Source organism: Pseudactinotalea terrae, from assembly GCF_009733845.1.
Classification (GTDB): Bacteria; Actinomycetota; Actinomycetes; order Actinomycetales; family Beutenbergiaceae; genus Pseudactinotalea; species Pseudactinotalea terrae.
The window spans coordinates 582,345-600,886 of record NZ_WNXZ01000003.1 but is presented as its reverse complement, the minus strand read 5'-3'; the positions used below and the strand labels follow the sequence as shown (position 1 = coordinate 600,886).

Here is an 18,542-nt window from a genome sequence, read left to right as displayed (position 1 = left end):
GCTGCCGACCACCCTGTGGAGGTGCGCTAGACTTGTTCGTCGGCAAGCACCTCTAGCTCAATTGGCAGAGCAAGTGACTCTTAATCACTGGGTTCTGGGTTCGAGTCCCAGGGGGTGTACCACGAAGGCCCGCTACCAGCGCGAACTCCGGTAGCGGGCCTTTCGCACACCTGGCCTGCGGCCGCGCCGAGACCTCGATCAGACGTCGGAGAGGTCCGCGGCCGCCAGCACGACGTCGACGCCCTCGACACCGAGCTCGATCCTGCTGATGTCGTCGACGCCGATGGCCGATGAGGCGAGCAGGCCGCTGGCGTGCTCACCGCCGTCGGCGCTCCAGGTGGCCGCCACGGTCCGGGTGCCGTCGTCGTCGATCAGCACCAGGGTGTAGACACCCGCGGAAGGCCCCGCGCCGCCGCCGCGACTGGCGTACGAGCAGGACCACTCCATCCGGGTCCCCCAGGTGGACGGCGTGAGCATCAGGTCCGCGCTCACCTCGCTGCCGTCCACGGGCTCCAGCGTGACAGCCGTCACGGCGGCGTCGGCGCCGCCACCCACCTCGCTCAGCGTCACGCCCCCGACCCCGCCGGCCGCGACCAGCCCGACGGCAGCCGCCGCCTGCCACAGCCGGCGCCGCTTCCGCCCCCGCGCAGCGGCCCGAGCGAGCGAGGCGATCGGCACCACCTGCGCCCCACCCGAGCGATCGCCGTCGGGCATCCCCGGCGGAGCCAGGGCGACCGCCTGCTCCCGGGTCAGCTCCGAGAGCACCGCGGGCATGCCCGCGAGCTCGGAGACGGCTTCGCGACAGGCGTCGCAGCCGGCGACGTGGCGCTCGAACTCGCGCCGCTCGGACGAGCTGAGCGCACCGACCACGTAGGCCGCGTCCCACTCCCGGTACCTGTCCTCGCTCACGAGGTGACTCCTCTCTCCTGCAGCGCCAGGCGCATGGCGCGAAGCCCGTAGTGAAGCCGGGACTTCACGGTGCCCGGCGGGATGTCCAGCTCGCGGCTCAGCTCGGCGACGGACCGACCGCGGTAGTACGAGCCGACCACCACCGCGCGGTGCTCGGCCGACAGCTCGACCAGCGCATCCGCGACCAACCACGCGTCCAGCACCTCTTGGGTACGGTCGCCGACCCCGGGTTCCGGCATCTCGTCGGTGGTGAGCTCGCGGCGCCGGTGCGCGCTGCGGGCCTCGTCGATGACGAGGTTCCGGGCCACCGTGAACAACCAGGCACGCACCGAGCCCTCGGGCCGCGTGAGCACGTCCGGATGGCGCCACGCCCGCAGCAGCGTCTCCTGCACCACATCGGCCGCCCTGGCATGGTCGATCATCGCCGCCACGTACCTGTGCAGGTCCGCGCCGAACGACGCGTGCACCGCGGTCAGCAGCGCATCGGCGTCCCCGTCAAGGCCCGGGCGGCTGCTCACCCCGCCGCCAGCTCCAGGCTGAACTCGATCGCGCCCTCCTCCTCGACGACGACGAACCCGAGGTCCGGCGCCTGCACGTCGTAGTCCGCGAAGGTGATCGGCACGGACCCCACGACCTGCAACGCGTCACCGTTCGTGCCCGCCTGGGCCGTGATCGTCACGGCCTGGGTGACCCCGTGGATGGTGAGATCGCCCACGAGCGCGACATCACCGCCGTCGAGCGCGACGGCGACCGGCTCGGTCAGCTCGAAGGTCGCCGTCGGGAACTCATCGGTCTCCAGGGCCTCCGAGCGGAAGTACGCATCGCGCTGCGACTCAGGCGTGGCGACCGTGGTCAGGTCGACCTCGATGGTGCCCGCCGTGAGCGTGCCGTCGGCGATGGTCACCGACCCGCTGACATCCTCGGTCCGCCCGGTCACGGTCACATCCTGCCCGTTGAGGACCTCGTCGACCCGGTAGCCGGCGTAGCTGCCGGGGCCCACCGTGTACTCGCCGTCCACCTCACCGGGGCCATCCTGGTCCGACGACGACGCCTGGGCGGTCTCGGACGACCCTCCCAGCGTGGGCGCCGCCTCGGCGTTGCTGTTCACCCAGTTGCCGTAGAGCCGGGATCCCACGAGCACAACGATGACGAGCACCACCGCCCCGATCGCCAGCCCTGTCAGTACCTTGGTGCGCTTGCTCATGAGCATCCCCCGTCGTCGATGTTTCGCACACTGCAGAGACGAGACGGGACGCCGATCGGTTCAGCTGGAAGATCAACCCTCGCGAAACCGGCGAACCTCGGCTACGCTTGTTCCTGAAGTTGCAGTGCATCGACGTCTTACCGGCGCCCAACCATTCCGATGGCCGGGTGCTTTCTTTCGAGATCTGACGGACGACTCACCGTGGCAGCCGTACCGGCAAGAGGTGCGGCAGATCTTTGAAGGAGACATCATGACCCTCGGAACCGTGAAGTGGTTCAACGCCGAAAAGGGCTTCGGCTTCATCACCCCTGACGACGGCGGTGCCGACGTGTTCGCGCACTTCTCCGCCATCTCCGGCAGCGGCTACCGCTCGCTCGAGGAGAACCAGAAGGTGGAGTTCGAGATCACCCAGGGCCCCAAGGGCCCGCAGGCGCAGGACATCCGCGCCGTCTGAGCAACTGCTCTGACTTGACCCGCAAGGGTCCTCGCAACGCGCATCCCGCTTCGGCGGGGTGCGCGTTTGCCTTTCCCGACGGCGTCCGGGCGGCCCAGCCCGTTGCCGCACGTGCCGTTGGGGTCACTTCCGCAACGCCGGCAGCACTGCCCGTTGCACCACGTGCCGTTGAGGTCACCTCCGCAACGCCCGCCACGCACTCCGCCGCGCTCCCCCTGTGAGCGAGGCGACACCGTGACGATGCTGCAGCCATATTCAGGAGGCTGTATATTTTCTCATTGTGTCCAAGGTTCTGACGTCCCTGCCCGCCGGTGAGCGCATCGGCATCGCCTTCTCCGGTGGTCTCGACACGTCCGTCGCGGTCGCGTGGATGCGTGAGAAGGGCGCTGTGCCCTGCACGTACACCGCCGACCTCGGCCAGTACGACGAGCCCGAGATCGACACCGTGCCGGACCGCGCCGGCCAGTACGGCGCCGAGATCGCCCGCCTGGTGGACTGCCGGAGCGCGCTCGTGGAGGAGGGGCTGTCCGCCATCGCCTGCGGCGCCTTCCACATCCGCAGCGGCGGCAAGACGTACTTCAACACCACTCCCCTGGGCCGCGCTGTCACCGGCACCCTGCTCGTGCGGGCCATGGCCGACGACGACGTCAGCATCTGGGGCGACGGCTCCACCTTCAAGGGCAACGACATCGAGCGGTTCTACCGCTACGGGCTGCTCGCGAACCCGAGCTTGCGGATCTACAAGCCCTGGCTCGACGCCGACTTCGTCACCGAGCTCGGCGGCCGCCAGGAGATGAGCGAGTGGCTCACTGCGCGCGACCTGCCCTACCGGGCCAGCGCCGAGAAGGCCTACTCCACCGACGCCAACATCTGGGGCGCCACCCACGAGGCGAAGACCCTGGAGCACCTCGACACCTCGCTGGAGACCGTCGAGCCGATCATGGGCGTGCCCTTCTGGCGCGACGACGTCGCGATCGCGAGCGAGGACGTCACCATCACCTTCCTCCGTGGCCGCCCGGTCGCCATCAACGGCGTGGACTACCCGGACGCCGTCGCACTCGTGCACGAGGTCAATGCGATCGGTGGCCGGCACGGGCTCGGCATGTCCGACCAGATCGAGAACCGGATCATCGAGGCCAAGTCCCGCGGCATCTACGAGGCTCCCGGCATGGCGCTGCTGCACATCGCCTACGAGCGCCTGCTCAACGCCATCCACAACGAGGACACGATCGCCAGCTACCACCACGACGGCCGGCGGCTCGGTCGCCTCCTCTACGAGGGCCGCTGGCTCGACCCGCAGTCGCTCATGGTCCGCGAGTCGGTGCAGCGCTGGGTGGCCTCGGTCGTCACCGGTCAGGTGACGATCCGGCTCCGCCGCGGCGACGACTACACGATCGTCGACACGCGCGGCGAGAACTTCTCGTACCACCCGGACAAGCTCTCGATGGAGCGCACGGAGAACGCCGCGTTCGGCCCGACCGACCGCATCGGTCAGCTGACGATGCGCAACCTCGACATCGCCGACTCGCGCAGCAAGCTCGAGCTGTATGCGACCCAGCCGCACGACCAGGGCCAGCTCCTCGTCGAGCACGGCACACTGCTCGGCACGCTCCCCGCAGGCGGTGGCGAGACGATCGCCGCCAACCCCAACCTCGGTGACGTCGACGCGATCGACGACGCTCTCGACGCCGCGGCCATGGAGTCCGGCACCGACTGATCTCCTGGCCCGGTGCCCCAGGGCTCGCCACCGCAGCGAACCCTGGCTTCCCGGGCTGGCCGCGCGCGGGCACTGGCGTTCCAGGCAGTCCAGCTGCGCCGTCGACACCGGTGCGAGCCGACTGTACCTAGAGGTAGGTATACTCTCGTCCCATGACCTCACGCGACCGCCTCGTCGAGGCGATGAGCGAGCTGATGTGGGAGCGCGGCTACGCGGATGCGAGCCCGCGTGAGGTGCGTGAACGCTCGGGCGTGGGCCAGGGCAGCATGTACCACCACTTCCCCAGCAAGCGCGATCTCGGCGTCGCTGCGCTCGAGCGCAACATCGCCGACCTCATGCCGTCCACCTCCGCGCTCGACGGGCCGGGGAGCCCGATGGCCCGGATCGAGGCCCACCTGATGCGGGCGCGCGAGTCCCTCAAGGGCTGCAAGGTCGGCCGGATGACCCAGGACCCGCAGGTGCGCGAGGACCCGGTGCTGCTCGCGCCGGTGGCGCGCGTCTTCACCGAGGTCCACAGCACCTGGGTGCGGGTCCTGCGCGAGGCCGTGGATGCCCACGAGCTGCGCGCCGACATCGACCCCGAGCGACTCGCCCACACCCTCATGGCGGTCCTGCAGGGCGGCTACGTGCTCGCGATCGCACGGCGCGACCCTCAGCCCGACGTCGACGCCCGCGCCGGCGCGCTCGACCTGCTCCGCGCGGCCGCACCGCCGCGGGAGGCCGCATCCCAGCACCCCGACGAGAGAGAGACAGCATCATGACAGCACGCATCGGCATCAACGGTTTCGGGCGGATCGGGCGCAGCTACCTGCGCGCCGCGCTGGCCACCGACTCCGACCTCGAGGTGGTCGCCGTCAACGACCTGACCGACGCCCGCACGCTGGCGACCTTGCTGGAGTGGGACTCGGTCTCGGGTCACCTCGACGGCGTCACCGTGGACGGCGACACGATCACCGTCGGCGACAAGCGCATCACCGTCCTCGCCCAGCCCGACCCGGCGGCGATCCCCTGGGGCGACGTGGGCGCCGACGTGATCATCGAGTCCACGGGACGTTTCACCGACGGCGCCGCGGCGGCCGCCCACCTGCAGGGAGGCGCCAGGAAGGTCGTCGTCTCCGCGCCCGCGAAGGGCGACGTCCCCACGTTCGTCCTCGGTGTGAACGACGACCAGCTCGACGTGGACAGCCACGACGTGTTCTCCAACGGCTCCTGCACCACGAATTCCCTCGCCCCGCTCGCGAAGGTGCTGCACGAGGCGTTCGGCATCGAGTCCGGTCTGATGACGACCGTGCACGCCTACACGGGCGACCAGCGCCTCCACGACGCGCCGCACTCCGATCTGCGCCGCGCCCGAGCCGCTGCCGTCTCGATCATCCCGGCCTCCTCCGGCGCGGCGAAGGCGATCGGCAAGGTGATGCCCGAGCTCGAAGGGCGGTTGACCGGTGCCGCCATGCGGGTCCCGGTACCCGTCGGCTCGATCACCGATCTCACGGTCGTGCTCCAGCGCGCCGCTGGTGTCGAGGAGGTCAACGCCGCGTTCGCCGAGGCCGCCGCCTCGCCGCGGCTGCAGCGCTACCTGCAGTACTCGGAGGCGCCGCTGGTCTCCGCGGACATCGTGGGCAACCCGCACTCCTCGATCTTCGACGCCCCGCTGACCCAGGCCGTCGGGACGCACGTCAAGGTGCACGGCTGGTACGACAACGAGTGGGGGTTCTCGAACCGCCTCGTGGAGTTCTCCGAGCGGGTCGCCGCCGCACTCTGAGCCCCAGCACGCCCGGCGGCTCCCCCGCCGCGGGGATCCGCCGGGCGGAGCGATCCGGCAGCATGGTCCCCGTGACCCCCACCCGATCGCGGCTGCTCACGCTGCTCTCGCACTCCGTGCAGGGCGGCGTGCACCTCGTGCTGGGCGGGATCCTCGCGGCCGGTTACGTGATCCTGGCCGCGGGCCTGGTCCAGCTCGCGCGCTCGGCCCCGGCCGTCCCGCTCGGGCTCACCATTGCCCTCACCGTCATCGCGGTGCCGCTCGCGCTCGCGCCACCGCTGCTGGCGCCGGTGCGGGACGTCAGCGTCGCGGCCGCCAGGAGCCTCCTCGACCTCGACCTCGCCGGCCCGACGGCGCAGCTCACCTGGGACGACCGGCTGAGATCCGCCGGGTTCTTCGTCGCGCACCTCATCGCCGGCGGCGTGGCCGTGGTGGCCCTGCTCGCCGGCATCCCCTACGCGGTCGCCCTCGTCGGCTGGGCCGTGGGCACCCGCGGCGACGGCTTCCGGGTCAGCGCCCCGGCTCTCGGCGCCTGGGGTGTCCCGCTCGCCGTCCTGATCGCGTGCGCGCTGCCGCTGCTCGCCCTCCTGGGGCGGGCATTGATGCGGGCGCTCGCCGTCCCGCTGCTCGGGCCCAGCGCGAGCGCCCGCGAGCAGGCGGAGCGACACGAGCGGCAGGTCCTCGCCGAACGCAACCGGATCGCTCGTGAGCTTCACGACGGCGTGGGCCACGCGCTCGCGATCACCACCATGCAGGCGAGCGTGGCCGAGGCGGCACTGGGCCGCGACGAGCCGGCCGCACGTGCGGCACTGGCCGAGATCGCGCGCGTGGGCCGCTCCGCGATGGCCGATCTCGACCGCAGCCTCGCGGTCCTGCGCGAGGAGGACGACGGCGCGCGGGCACCCGGGCCGCAGCCCACCCTCGCCGATCTGGCGGACCTGGGCACGAGCACGGTCCGGCTGACCGGCGACCCCGAGGCCGTCGGCGGCCTCGACGACCTCACCTCACGAGAGGCGTACCAGGTCCTCGCCGAGGCGGTCGTCAACGGGCAGCGGCACGGCACCGGACCCGTCGAGGTGACCTGGCGGCGAGCGCAGGAGAGCCTCACGTTCGAGGTGAGCAACGCCGTCGGGACATCCCCGGGGGCCGCCGGGGGCGGGCGAGGAGTGATCGGCATGAAGGAGCGCGCGGCACTGATCGGCGCCTCGCTCGAGGCGGGCGCCGTGGGCGATCGCTGGCGGGTGCGACTGACGATCCCGGGGGTGGCGAGATGACCGCTCCGACCATCCGGGTGGTCCTGGTCGACGACGAGCCGCTCGTGCGCAGCGGCTTGCGCGCGATCCTCCTCGCCGACCCGGCGATCGAGGTGGTGGCCGAGGCCGACGACGGCGTGGCCGGGGTGGCGGCCGCAGCCGAGCACACTCCCGACGTGGTGCTCATGGACGTGCGCATGCCGAGCCTCGACGGCATCGCCGCCACCGAACGCATCCTGCAGCGCAACCCTGCCACCCGGGTGCTCGTGGTCACGACGTTCTCGGCCGACGACTACGTGCTCGACGCCCTGCGCGCCGGCGCGGCCGGGTTCCTGCTCAAGCGCGCCGACCCGGAGCAGATCCGCGAGGCCGTGCGGGTGGTGGCACGCGGGGACGCCGTGCTGTTCCCGACGGCGGTGCGCCGGTTGGTCGGCGACGCCCGCCCGCAGCGGGCTCACCATGAGAAGCTCCTCGATCGGCTGACCGACCGCGAGCGCGAGGTGCTGCGGCTGCTGGCCGCCGGGCGCAGCAACGCCGAGATCGCCGGCGAGCTGTGGCTCGGGGTGGAGACCGTCAAGACCCACGTGGCGAACGTCCTCGGCAAGCTCGGGGCGCGGGACCGGATGCAGGCCGCGATCTTCGCGTACGAGTCCGGGTTCAGCGACGCCGTCTCCGGGCTCTGAGCGCTCCCCCGCCCGGGTGAGCCGGTTGGCTCGGCGGCGGGATCCGCACGGCACGGCATCAGCGAAGGCTGGAGCCATGGACACCGAACAGATCACCTCATCCCAGCAGGGCCGCGACCGTGCGGACCTGCACGCACGGGTCCGGCGCGCCACACGCTGGACCACCGCCGGTGCGGTCGCCGCGGCGACAGGCGGGCTCGGCGCCCTGATCGCCGGGCTGACCGGTCACGGCACCACCTCGAGCGAGACGTATCCGTCGGGCTCGCTCACCATGGGACTGCCCGCTGCGCAGGTCTCGTTGCTGCTCGCGGCTGCGGCTGCGCTCGTGTGCGCCGGGCTGCTCGCCCTGGGCGCGATCGCTCGCGCCGGCGGGCGGCAGCCTGCGCGGCCCGGTCGGAGCGCGGCTCGTGCCGCGCTGGTGATCGGCACGCCGGCGGTCGGCGTCGGCGCGCTCGCGGCGGCGTGTGACGCGAACCCGCTCGCATTCGTCGGATACCTGCCCGCGGTGCTGATCGGGTCGTTGTTCTCGGCGCAGTGGCGCGAGATCTTGGCGAGCATCCCGGCGGTCGAGCTCGGTTCCCAGCTCGCGGTCAGCGGCGTGGCGATCGTGACGGTCGTGGCGACCATTCACGCCGTCGACGCCCAGCGGGGCACGGCGTCGCTGCCCCGGTGGCAGCAACCTGCGGCGGCAGCGCGATGGGGCCGGACAGCGGTCGCCGTCGCCGTCGCGGTCCCGCTGCTCTACGCGGCGACCCGCATCGCGTGGGTGCTGGGCTTCCCACTCGGGTTCGACGTCGAGGCATACGAGGCCACCGGCGGCGAGATCAACAACGGCTTGATCCTGGCCGGGGGCGCGTTGGTGGGCAGCATCCTGACCGTCGGGCTGGTGCGCCCCTGGGGTGAGCGGTTCTGGGCCTGGCTCCCCGGTCTGGGCGGCAGGGATGTTCCTGTCGGTCTCGCGGTCGTCCCCGCCTCGATCGTTGCGGCACTGATCCTCCCGGCCGGTGTCTCGATGATCGTCGCGGCGGTGGGACGCATCGGTATCGCGAGCATCGGGGAGCTCGCCAGCAACTGGGCGGCGATCGGCGTCACGTTCCTGTGGCCCGTGTGGAGCATCGCGCTCGCGGTGGCCACCTGGGCATACGTGCTGCGCCGGCGGGCGGGCGCCACCCTGCCCGCCGCATGACCGGGTCTGCGGAGCCCGCCGTGGAATGGGCGCACGCCGTCATCGGTTGGCTGATCAGTGACGAACATCGAGACGGACGGGCTCAGCATGCTGGCATGGACGACCACCCCCGGCTCCCCGGGAGGACTGACCCTTCGCGAGGTGCCCGAACCCGCGCCGCTGCCGCACGAGGTGCTGGTGCGCGTCGAGGCGTTCGCACCCAATCCTGGCGACATCGCGGCCCTCGCAGCGGCCCCGCCGGGAGCGATCCCGGGGTGGGACGGCAGCGGAGTCGTGCTCGAGCCCGCAGCTGACGGACACGGCCCGGCGGCGGGCGAGCGCGTGATCTTCCTCGGGCTCAGCGCCCGCGGCTGGGCCCAGCGGCGCGCGGTGCCGCACGCGATGACCGCCGCGACCTCCACCGACACACCCTGGGAGCGGCTCGCGACGCTCCCGGTGCCCGCGACGACCGCGCTGCGCGCCGTGCGCAGGTTCGGATCGGTCCTCGGCCGGCGCCTCCTCGTCGTCGGTGCGACGAGTGCGGTCGGCAGGTTCGCGGTCCAGCTCGCGGCACGTTCGGGCGCCTGGGTCGTGGCGGTCGCTCGTGACGAGCGCCAGCACGAGGCCCTCCGTCGTCTCGGTGCGCACGAGACGCACACGACGCCCGCCTCGGTCGGCTCCCGCGTTCACGGTGCGATCGACATGATCGGCGGGCAGCACCTGGTCGACGCCTTCGCGCTGCTGGAGCCCGGGGCGACGGCCATCGCGCTGGGCCACGCAGCCGGAGCCGACGAGCGCTTCCCCTATGGGGCCTTCGTCGCCGACCCCACGACGGCCGACCGGAGCATCACGACCTTCTTCCTCGGAGCGGAACCGCACCTGGCCGACGAGATGGCCTGGCTCGCCGCAGACCGGCAGCTGCAGATCGGCGACATCGACGCCCGCCCGTGGACCGAGCTCGCGACCTGGGTCCAGCACGGAGCACCTCGGGACTCGGGGCGCGTGGTGTTCCGTGTGGACCACCCGCGCGCGATCTGATCGCTGGACTCGACCGGCGCACAGGCCGCGCTCGCGCTGGTGCTGGGCTGGGCTGGGCGCCCGGCGATCGGCGTGATGTCGGCGCTGTACCGCCCCACCGACCACGGCGAGCGGACTGCCGAACCACGATCCGCCGTCGGAACCGCTGACGCGCGAGCACCGATGGTGGTGGAATAAGGGGTGCGCCTCGGCGCTCGGCCGAGGCGTCCAAGCTTTGGATGGGAAGCCTGCATGGGCGCAGCCGAGACCAGCCCCGAACATGATGAACCGCAGGTGCCGAGCGCCCGTGTGAGCCGCACGATCACGGCCCCGATCGCACAGGTATGGGACAGGATCCTCAGCCCCGCCGGCGCGCGGGCACTGCTGGGACCAGGCGCGAGGTTCGCCGGGAAAGGCGAGCCGTGGCGCAGCAAGGACGGCCCCAGCGGCGTGCTGCGCAGCTTCCACCCGCAGGAACAGCTGCGCTGGTCCTGGCACGAGACGCCCGATGCCCCCGCCACGCTGGTCGAGCTCGACCTGCAGCCCGAGGACGCCGGGACCCGGCTCGATCTGCAGCATCATGGCGTCGAGGACCGGTCCGCCTACGAGGCGCGGTGGGCCGCTGCTCTCGACCGTCTCGGAGCCATGGCCTAGCCTGACAGTCTCGCCCGGGCGCCACCGTAGCCGTCCGGGCGGGGCTGGCCGCCGAGGCGGACCTACAGTGGGCACATGCCTCGACTCGACGTCGGCGCCGACGCGCCCACCTTCAGCCTGACCGCCTCCGACGGCACCACCGTCGACCTCAGCAACCTGCTCGCCACGGCCTCCAAGGGCGTCATCGTCTACTTCTACCCGGCCGCCGGCACCCCGGGATGCACCAAGGAGGCCTGCGACTTCCGCGACTCGTTGGCGCCGCTGACCGCGCACGGCTACGCAGTCGTCGGGATCTCGCCCGACGAGCAGGCCAAGCTGGCCAAGTTCGTGGCCGACGAACGCCTGACCTTCCCGCTGCTGAGCGACCCCGAGCACCAGGTCCTCGAGGCGTGGGGCGCGTGGGGCGAGAAGAAGAACTACGGCAAGACCTACGTGGGCGTCATCCGCTCCACCGTGGTGGTCAACCCCGATGGGACCGTCGCTCTCGCCCAGTACAACGTCAAGGCGACCGGGCACGTGGCCAAGCTCCGCCGGGACCTCGGCGTCGACTGACGCTCAGCGGGGGTCTTGGAGAAAGACCTCGCCGATGACGTCGAGCATGCGTGCCTGCGCCTCGCGGGCGGCGTCGATGTTGCGCTCGGAGAGCGCGCGGACCAGCGCACCGGCCACGATCGACTGCGGCAGCCGCGAGTTGCGGGTGATCTCGTCGCGGAACGAGGGCGCGCCCAGCCCCACGACCAGGCTCACGGTCGCGACCTCGGCGAGCCCCGCCGTCGCCGAGGCGGTGAGGCCGACGACGGCGGCCCCCGCCCGGGTCGCAGCCCGTGCCGCTGCGATGGTCGGCCGGGTGCTGCCCGAGCCGCTGACCACGACGCAGACGTCGCCCGGTCCGAGCCGCCTGGCGCGCACACCTTGCTCGACGTGGTCGACAGGGGCCTCCGCGTATCGTCCGATCGCGTTCAGCCGCATCGCCATCTCCACCGCGACCGGCGAGGACAGCCCGTTGCCGACCACGAGGACGTCGCGGGCGTCGGCGAGCAGGTCGACGGCCCGGCGGATGTCATCGGCGTCGAGGAGCGCGAGGGCGTCGTTGATCGTCAGCGCCACATCGCGCAGGAAGGCGTTGAACACCCCGACCGCGTCGTCGGAGGTGTGGTGGGCCTCCGGCTGCCCGGCGACCAGGCCGAGGTCACGGGCCAGCAGCACGCGCAGCTGCGGGTAGCCGGTGAACCCCAGCCGCTGCGCGGTGCGCACCACGGTGGCACGGGAGGTGCCCGCGGCGTCGGCGATCTCCTGGGCACTCGCCTCGATCGTCCACGCGGGACGGTCGACGAAGACCTCCGCGACCCGCCGCTCGCTGGGGTTCAGATCGGGGATGCCGGCGCGGATCAGGGCAGGGACCGAACCAAGCTCAGGCTGCTGGGGATTCATGCCATCAGGCCCTCGGTCTCGGTGCGGCGTTCCTGACGGCGGGACCGGCCCCCCGCCCCGGAGATGATCCGGTGCCGGACGGCGGCGGAGATCTGGTCGATGATGATCGTCACCACGATGATCACCAGGAGAGTCACGCCGATGCGCTCCCACTCGCGCTTGTCGAACAGCTGCTTGAGGATCGCACCGACGCCGCCCGCGCCGAGGACACCGAGGATGGCCGAGGCGCGGATGTTGATCTCGAAGCGGTAGAGCCAGAACGCCACCATCTCGGGCAGCGCTTGCGGCAGCACGCCCCAGCGCAGCACCTGGAGCTTGGAGGCGCCGACGGCGGTCGCGGCCTCGACCGGGCCCGGGTCGATCCCCTCGATCGCCTCCGAGGACAGCTTGCCCAGCGTGCCGACCGCGCCGACGCCCAGCGCCAGCGCGCCGGCCAACGGACCGAACCCGAAGATCGGCATCATCAGCGCGATCGCCAGGATCAGCTCGGGCACCGCTCGGATCGCGTTGAGGATCTGCCGCACCACGAGCACCACGGCGAGCGGCGCGGTGTTGCGGGCCGCGAGGAAGGAGATCGGGAACGAGATGACCGCGCCGATCAGGGTGCCGATCCAGGCCATCTGCAACGACTCGAGCGTGTAGTCGATGGCGCTGGACCAGTAGCGGGAGGCGGGTTCGGTGAACGGGTTCTGGATGATGCCCTCGAGCATCAGCCCCACGTACCGGGGCAGCACGGTGACCAGCTCGGGCAGCCGCTCCCAGCGGGCGTCGATCTGGCTGACCGCGAAGATCACGACGACCGCGACCAGGAGCATCCCGACGGTGGTGCGAGCCTTCGAGGGCTGCGGGGGGCGCGCGGCCTTGGCGGGCCTGTCGGCAACGGCACTCATGACAGCCTCCGTCGGAGTGCCCGGGAGAGCTGGTCGAGGATGAAGACGACCACGAACAGCAGCACCACGATCGCCGAGACCTGCGAGTACTCGAACCGCGCGAGGAGTGTGTAGAGCAGGGTGCCGATGCCGCCGGCGCCCACGATGCCCAGCACCAGCGAGGCACGGATGTTCAGCTCGAAGACGTAGAAGCAGTACGACAGGTAGTTCGGTGCCACCTGCGGGAAGATCGCCCATCGTGCCCGCTGGAGCCGGTTGCCGCCGGCGGCCTCGACCGCCTCGACCGGGCCCGGATCGATGGAGTCGATCGTCTCGCCGGTGAGCTTCGCCGCGACTCCGATGTTGAACATGATCAGCGCGAGCACACCGGGCAGCGCGCCGGTGCCGAGCACGGCGACGAAGAGCAGACCATAGGCCACATCGGGCAACGAACGCACCAGCGAGAGCACGCCACGGGTGATCCGGTACACCAGTGTGTTCGGTGCGCTGACTTTGCTCGCGAGCATCGCCAGCAGCAGCGCCAGGATGCATCCGCCGAGCGAGGCGAGGATCGCTATGTAGAGGGTCTCGAGGAATGCCGCGGCGACGGCGGGCCGCAGCAGGAAGTCCCACTCGGGCCGCAGGAACTGGTCGATGATCACCTTGCCGCGGGTGAGATCGGTGAACAGCGGCGCGAGCGTGAACTCGATGCTGAGCCCGGCCCAGAGGGTGATCGCCAGCACGACCGCGAGCCCGATCAGCAGGGCCGGGCTGGGAGGCGGCTTGCGGGGTCTGCCCGCGGGGGTCGACACGTCGGCGACGAGGCTCACGCCAGCGCCCCCGGCTCCTTCGCGATGACGTCCTCGGCCGTGAGCGAGCGGCCGTAGATGTCCTCGAACACCGAGTCGTCGGCTTCCTCGCCGGTGCCGTCGAAGACGACCTTGCCGGCGCGCATGCCGATGATCCGGTCGCCGAAGCGGCGGGCCAGGTCGAGGAAGTGCAGGTTCACCACGGTGGTGATGCCGAGCTCGCGGTTGATGCGCTGCAGGTCACTCATGACGGCGCTCGCCGTCGGCGGGTCGAGCGAGGCGACCGGTTCGTCGGCGAGCATGATCTCGGGCTTCTGCGCGAGCGCCCGGGCGATCGCCACCCGCTGCTGCTGACCGCCCGAGAGCGTCGAGGCACGCTGCCACGCCTTCTCCACGATGCCGACCCGTTCCAGCGCGTCGAACGCGGTCTCCTTGTCGGCGGCCGAGTACCAGCCGAGCAGCGAGCGAGGGGTTCCGGTGGCGTGCAGCCGACCCATCAGCACGTTGTTCATCACCGAGGTGCGGGTGACGAGGTTGAAGGACTGGAAGATCATCCCGATCCGCGCGCGCAGGGCGCGCAGCTCACGCCGCCTCGCCCCGTTGAGGGCGTGGCCGTTCACGGTCAGCCGCCCGGCCGTGACCGGGACGAGTCCGTTGATGGTGCGGACGAGCGTGGACTTGCCCGCGCCGGAGAGTCCGACGACGACGACGAACTGGCCGTCCGGGATGGTGAGCGAGACGCCGTCGAGCCCCCTCACGCCGTTCGGATAGGTGACGCCGACGCCGTCGAACTCGATCACCACAGCTGCCTACCTCTTCCTCGGTGTGCTCCCGCCTCCGGGCGGGAGGCGGCACGACGACGCCGCGCGAGGCCACCTGCCCGTGGCCTCGCGCGGCGCGGACTCACTCCTCGCCGAAGTTCGCCTCGACCTGGCGCGCTGCCTCGAGCGCGTCGAGGTCGGCGGGCACCAGACCCTCGATGTTGTAGACGGCGTCGAACTGAGCGGCGCCCTCCTCGGTCTCGATGACGGCCATCATCGCGTCGCTGATGCGCTGCTTCAGGTCGTCGGAGAGGTCACCCCGCACGGCAACACCGTCGTTGGGGATCTCCTCCGAGAACGCGAACACCGTCACCTGGGTGCCGATCTCCGGGTTCTCCTCGACGACCTCGGTACGAGCGTCGTCGAAGCTGACACCGACCGGGAAGTCACCGCGGGCCACGTTGAGGACCGAGTTCGGGTGGCCTCCGGCGAACTGGGCGTTGAGGCTCAGCGGGTCGAGTCCGGCCACCTCCTGCAGCTGCGTGGCCGGGTAGTAGTAGCCGGATGCGGACGCGGCGTCGACCATCGAGATCGCGGTGTCGGCGGTGATGAGCGCGAGCGCGTCCTCCCCGACCGGCCCGGTCTCAGCGGTGTCGGTGCCGTTGCAGTAGGTCATGTCGACACCGTCGTCGTCGGCCACGGTGACGACCTCGTCGAGGCAGTAGGTGTCGGGGTCGTTCGTGAACCACTGCGTGTGATAGGTCGAGGTGCCGTAGCGCACCGACTGCAGGATCGGGGTCGCACCGGCCACGTCGGCGGCCTGCACCAGCGCGATCGGGCCGAACATGCCGATGTCGGCCTGACCGGTCTGCATACCCGCGACGAGCGCCGAGTAGTCGGTCGAGACGAACGTCGTCACCGGGATGCCGAGCTCGTCACCGATCAGGGTGCCGAGCGCCTCGGCGTCCTCGACCAGCTGGTCCTGGTCCTGGGAGGGGACGAGGCCGAGGATGAGCTCCTCGGGGTCCTCGGCCGCGCCGCCGCCCTCGGAGGCGTTCGACTCGCCGTCAGAGCCTCCCGTGGGGTCGTCGCCGCCCTCACCCCCGGCGCACGCCGCGAGCGACAGCGCCGCGACCGCGGCGATGGCTGGAAAGAGAATCGAACGCTTCATGCTGACCTCGGCTTCACGATGACGGTACCGGCGGTAACGGCATTCCGTCAGACCATCCGGCGATGAACACGCGTTGCACGCTAGTCACCCGAGGTCGATCGCGCCAGAGTCCGGCGCGTCCAGGAGGTATCGATCGGGTAAACACTCATGGGTGTGTTCAGGGTTGCGGGCCCAGCGGCGTGCTCGGGTCGGTCGCCCAGGCCCGGATCACGGGGTACAGCTCGCCGATCGTGGGGGCGCTCGCGCTGGTCGGGGTGCGGCCCGAGCCATAGCGATCGATGTGGAACCCGCGCGCGCCCAGGCGTATCGCGGGCTCGACGTCGTTCACCCAGACGTCGCCGACGCTCGCCAGCAGCTCGGGCGAGTCGGTCGCGCCCATCTGGGCGAGCAGCCCGCTGAGGTGCTCCGCCATCCGGTGCGGCTTCCCGGCCTCGGCGATCACGTCGTCGAGCCGCTCCGCGATGCCGACCGTGCCGAGCCAGGTGAGCGCTCCGACCGCGGGGGCGTTCGTCACCAGCACCACGCGCACCCCGGCGGCACGCACGTCGTCGAGCAGCTCGACGATCCCCGCCGGTGCGTGGACGTGCCCCTCCCCTGCCTCCATCCGCTCGCGGGAACGGTGATACGCCGCCGCGGCGGCCTCGGCGGGGACGCCGAACGGGCGGCCGAGGTAGTAGAGCGCGTGGTAGCCGTCCTCGGCGTCCTCGACGCGCTCCTCGCCGTTGAGGAAGGCCTCGAGACGGCGCCGGACCTCGGCCGAGCCGTCCTTGTCCTCCACGAGCGTGGCCAGCTCGTCGGCGAACAGGTAGATCGGGTCGTCACCCAGGCACAGCGTGCCGTCGAAGTCGAGGACGAGCGTCGGCGTGGGGTGGTCGGTCACCTGGTTCCGTTCGTGAGGGTGTGGCACTGCCCCGGGGGGGAGCACACCCACGCTACGACGTCGCGGCGCCCGGGCCTGCCACGTCAGTGCGCTCACCCAGCGCGTAGGTCGCGACCACGGGCTTGTGGTCCGACGGCGCGATGTCGCCCAGGAAGTACTCGCCCACATGGCTGTTCATGCACCGGATCGCGCCGCGGTGGAGCTGCCAGTCCAGCACCTGCGGGTTGCCCGAGGCGGTGGGCCGCGCCGGATGGGTCGGCTGCAACGGTGCACCGCACGCGGTGAAGCTGTCCAGGAGGCCGGCCTCGCGGAGGATGCGGATGGCGTTGGTCGCATCGTTGAGATCCCCCATGAACAGCACCGGCTCCGCTGTCTCCGCCACGCGCTCGAGCGCCTCGACCGTGGCGAGCGACTCGGCGATGCGCGGAGAGCTGCCCTCGGTGCGCTCCCGCGGGTTCCCCTGCCAGGTGTAGTGCGCCGTCGCCACCAGCACCGTGGTCTCGGAGGCCAGGTGGCGCAACCGGACCCAGAACAGCCGTCGCAGCGGTGACAGCAGCCCGAGCTCCTCGGCGCCGTGCTCGAGGAGCTCGAAGATCGCGTTCGACCACCAGATGTTGCCCTCCCGCAGCCAGCCCTCGAACTCGTCGTCGACGCGGGAGTGATCCGGCAGTGCGGCATCGATCAGGTCACGGGAGGCCGGGCGCAGCTCTTGGACGCACAGCACGTCGGGGCGGGTGAGCTCGAGGTAGGCACGCAGGGGCTCGGTCCGCTCGGACCAACGGGAGTCGGCCCAGAGGTTGTAGGTCGTGGCGACGACGCGGTGAGTCATGTCCGGGACGGTAGTCGCGCTGCTGGTTCCGGCGGGGAACGGCAGGCGAACGTTCTGGGACGCGTGGGCAAGGAGTCGTCCCGCTGGCGCCTACGCTGGGGGAACGAGCGCGAGTGGCGTAACTGGCAGCCGCGCAGGATTTAGGTTCCTGTGCCTTCGGGCGTGTGGGTTCGAGTCCCACCTCGCGCACCCGTCTGGATACCCAGACGACTCTCGTTGCTGGGACATCGCGGAGCAGTCGACGCCCGGCCCTGGTGCGGCGGCGAGGTTGGCGGCAGGGCCCTGGTGAGGACGCGAGCGGGTCCGCCCCGCGCGGCAGCGTGGCGGCGAGTCGCGCGAGCCTGTAGAACAGGGACGTGAGTGAGGTAGGTACGGACGACATCGGCAGCTGGTTCTCTCCCGAGGAGCTGGCGGTGATCCGACGACGGATGCCGATCCTGTACGTGGATGTGGTGCCGGTGCGGGTCGACCCCGACGGTGTGATCACCACGGTTGCCACCCTGCTGCGCACGCCGCGCGAGGGTGGCATCCAGCGGGCGCTCGTGAGCGGGCGCGTGATGTTCCACGAGCGCATCCGGGACGCCCTGGCCCGCCACATCGACAAGGACCTGGGCCCGATGGCGCTGCCCCGGCTGCCCGTCTCGCCCGTGCCGTTCACGGTGGCCGAGTACTTCCCCACCCCGGGGATCACGGCCTACCACGACCCTCGGCAGCACGCGGTCTCGCTCGCGTTCATCGTGCCGGTGGAGGGCGACTGCCAGCCGCAGCAGGACGCGCTCGACATCGACTGGTTCACCCCCGAGCAGATCATCGCCCCCGAGATCCTGGGCGAGATGGTCGACGGTCACTCCGCTCTGATCCGCACCGCCCTCACCCTGACCGGCCGGCTGCTCTGAGAGCGCGTTCCCGCTCGCGAGCGGGAACGGGGTCATGCGCTGTGCGCGCCCGTGGCGCCGTCAAAGCTGCCGGACCCA

21 protein-coding genes and 2 tRNA genes are annotated in these 18,542 nt (G+C 71.3%); 13 read left to right on the top strand and 10 right to left on the bottom strand.

Features of this window, described 5'->3' with window-relative positions; translation table 11 throughout:
* Positions 1 to 46: 46 nt before the first annotated feature.
* Positions 47 to 122, top strand: a tRNA-Lys gene (locus GPA03_RS13610).
* Positions 123 to 198: 76 nt separating this feature from the next.
* Here the strand turns inward: GPA03_RS13610 and GPA03_RS13605 are convergent.
* From GPA03_RS13605 to GPA03_RS13595, 3 genes are read right to left on the bottom strand one after another with little or no spacing between them, the layout of a single operon-like run.
* A complete protein-coding gene (locus tag GPA03_RS13605) occupies positions 199 to 909 on the bottom strand; it encodes an anti-sigma factor family protein (protein ID WP_156252529.1) in 711 nt (236 codons plus the stop codon).
* Positions 906 to 1,427, bottom strand: coding sequence for a sigma-70 family RNA polymerase sigma factor (locus GPA03_RS13600; RefSeq protein WP_156252528.1), 522 nt, complete (start codon positions 1,425 to 1,427; stop codon positions 906 to 908). Before GPA03_RS13600 ends, GPA03_RS13605 begins: the two co-directional genes overlap by 4 nt.
* Positions 1,424 to 2,113, bottom strand: coding sequence for a YceI family protein (locus GPA03_RS13595; protein WP_156252527.1), 690 nt, complete (start codon positions 2,111 to 2,113; stop codon positions 1,424 to 1,426). Before GPA03_RS13595 ends, GPA03_RS13600 begins: the two co-directional genes overlap by 4 nt.
* A gap of 250 nt (positions 2,114 to 2,363) precedes the next feature.
* Between GPA03_RS13595 and cspE the strand changes: the two genes are divergently transcribed.
* The 10 genes from cspE (at position 2,364) to bcp (ending at position 11,370) form a co-directional block, all read left to right on the top strand.
* Positions 2,364 to 2,567, top strand: coding sequence for a transcription antiterminator/RNA stability regulator CspE (gene cspE / locus GPA03_RS13590; RefSeq protein ID WP_156252526.1), 204 nt, complete (start codon positions 2,364 to 2,366; stop codon positions 2,565 to 2,567).
* Positions 2,568 to 2,847: 280 nt separating this feature from the next.
* A complete protein-coding gene (argG, locus tag GPA03_RS13585; protein ID WP_156252525.1) occupies positions 2,848 to 4,284 on the top strand; it encodes an argininosuccinate synthase in 1,437 nt (478 codons plus the stop codon).
* Between the two features lie 152 nt (positions 4,285 to 4,436).
* Positions 4,437 to 5,045, top strand: a complete 609-nt coding sequence (locus tag GPA03_RS13580) for a TetR/AcrR family transcriptional regulator (protein ID WP_156252524.1) — start codon at positions 4,437 to 4,439, stop codon at positions 5,043 to 5,045.
* Positions 5,042 to 6,046: a type I glyceraldehyde-3-phosphate dehydrogenase gene (gap, locus tag GPA03_RS13575; protein WP_156252523.1), complete on the top strand. Its 1,005-nt coding sequence runs from the start codon at positions 5,042 to 5,044 to the stop codon at positions 6,044 to 6,046. The genes GPA03_RS13580 and gap overlap by 4 nt, the downstream gene beginning before the upstream one ends.
* 71 nt (positions 6,047 to 6,117) lie before the next feature.
* Positions 6,118 to 7,320, top strand: coding sequence for a sensor histidine kinase (locus GPA03_RS13570; RefSeq protein WP_162458369.1), 1,203 nt, complete (start codon positions 6,118 to 6,120; stop codon positions 7,318 to 7,320).
* Positions 7,317 to 7,982 (top strand): response regulator, encoded by a 666-nt coding sequence (locus GPA03_RS13565; protein WP_156252521.1) that lies wholly within the window; start codon positions 7,317 to 7,319, stop codon positions 7,980 to 7,982. The genes GPA03_RS13570 and GPA03_RS13565 overlap by 4 nt, the downstream gene beginning before the upstream one ends.
* 76 nt (positions 7,983 to 8,058) lie before the next feature.
* Positions 8,059 to 9,168 carry a hypothetical protein gene (locus GPA03_RS13560; protein ID WP_156252520.1) on the top strand — a complete coding sequence of 370 codons (1,110 nt, stop codon included), beginning with the start codon at positions 8,059 to 8,061 and terminating at the stop codon, positions 9,166 to 9,168.
* Between the two features lie 57 nt (positions 9,169 to 9,225).
* Entirely contained in the window at positions 9,226 to 10,185 is a 960-nt protein-coding gene (locus tag GPA03_RS13555; protein ID WP_156252519.1) for a zinc-binding dehydrogenase, read from the top strand.
* 288 nt (positions 10,186 to 10,473) lie between these two features.
* Entirely contained in the window at positions 10,474 to 10,818 is a 345-nt protein-coding gene (locus GPA03_RS13550; protein WP_241681292.1) for an SRPBCC family protein, read from the top strand.
* 75 nt (positions 10,819 to 10,893) lie between these two features.
* On the top strand, positions 10,894 to 11,370 hold the full coding sequence (gene bcp / locus GPA03_RS13545; RefSeq protein ID WP_156252517.1) for a thioredoxin-dependent thiol peroxidase: 477 nt from the start codon (positions 10,894 to 10,896) through the stop codon (positions 11,368 to 11,370).
* Between the two features lie 3 nt (positions 11,371 to 11,373).
* Here bcp and GPA03_RS13540 read toward each other — a convergent pair whose 3' ends face one another.
* The 7 genes from GPA03_RS13540 to GPA03_RS13510 form a co-directional block, all read right to left on the bottom strand.
* Complete coding sequence (locus GPA03_RS13540; RefSeq protein ID WP_156252516.1) at positions 11,374 to 12,249, bottom strand: MurR/RpiR family transcriptional regulator; 876 nt, start codon at positions 12,247 to 12,249, stop codon at positions 11,374 to 11,376.
* Positions 12,246 to 13,139, bottom strand: a complete 894-nt coding sequence (gene phnE, locus GPA03_RS13535; RefSeq protein WP_156252515.1) for a phosphonate ABC transporter, permease protein PhnE — start codon at positions 13,137 to 13,139, stop codon at positions 12,246 to 12,248. The genes GPA03_RS13540 and phnE (GPA03_RS13535) overlap by 4 nt, the downstream gene beginning before the upstream one ends.
* A complete protein-coding gene (phnE, locus tag GPA03_RS13530) occupies positions 13,136 to 13,948 on the bottom strand; it encodes a phosphonate ABC transporter, permease protein PhnE (RefSeq protein ID WP_156252514.1) in 813 nt (270 codons plus the stop codon). Before phnE (GPA03_RS13530) ends, phnE (GPA03_RS13535) begins: the two co-directional genes overlap by 4 nt.
* Positions 13,945 to 14,727: a phosphonate ABC transporter ATP-binding protein gene (gene phnC / locus GPA03_RS13525; RefSeq protein WP_156252513.1), complete on the bottom strand. Its 783-nt coding sequence runs from the start codon at positions 14,725 to 14,727 to the stop codon at positions 13,945 to 13,947. The genes phnE (GPA03_RS13530) and phnC overlap by 4 nt, the downstream gene beginning before the upstream one ends.
* A 103-nt stretch (positions 14,728 to 14,830) precedes the next feature.
* The gene (gene phnD / locus GPA03_RS13520; protein ID WP_156252512.1) at positions 14,831 to 15,859 is read right to left on the bottom strand and encodes a phosphate/phosphite/phosphonate ABC transporter substrate-binding protein; all 1,029 of its coding nucleotides are present in this window, start codon (positions 15,857 to 15,859) and stop codon (positions 14,831 to 14,833) included.
* A gap of 157 nt (positions 15,860 to 16,016) precedes the next feature.
* Entirely contained in the window at positions 16,017 to 16,739 is a 723-nt protein-coding gene (locus GPA03_RS13515; protein WP_162458368.1) for an HAD family hydrolase, read from the bottom strand.
* Between the two features lie 52 nt (positions 16,740 to 16,791).
* Positions 16,792 to 17,568 carry an endonuclease/exonuclease/phosphatase family protein gene (locus GPA03_RS13510; protein WP_156252510.1) on the bottom strand — a complete coding sequence of 259 codons (777 nt, stop codon included), beginning with the start codon at positions 17,566 to 17,568 and terminating at the stop codon, positions 16,792 to 16,794.
* 107 nt (positions 17,569 to 17,675) lie between these two features.
* On the opposite strand from GPA03_RS13510, the gene GPA03_RS13505 reads away from it, so the two are divergent.
* Together GPA03_RS13505 and GPA03_RS13500 are read left to right on the top strand one after the other, a co-directional pair.
* Positions 17,676 to 17,757: transfer RNA gene (locus tag GPA03_RS13505), tRNA-Leu, on the top strand.
* A 167-nt stretch (positions 17,758 to 17,924) separates the two neighbouring features.
* Complete coding sequence (locus GPA03_RS13500) at positions 17,925 to 18,464, top strand: DUF4916 domain-containing protein (protein ID WP_156252509.1); 540 nt, start codon at positions 17,925 to 17,927, stop codon at positions 18,462 to 18,464.
* Positions 18,465 to 18,542: the final 78 nt, after the last annotated feature.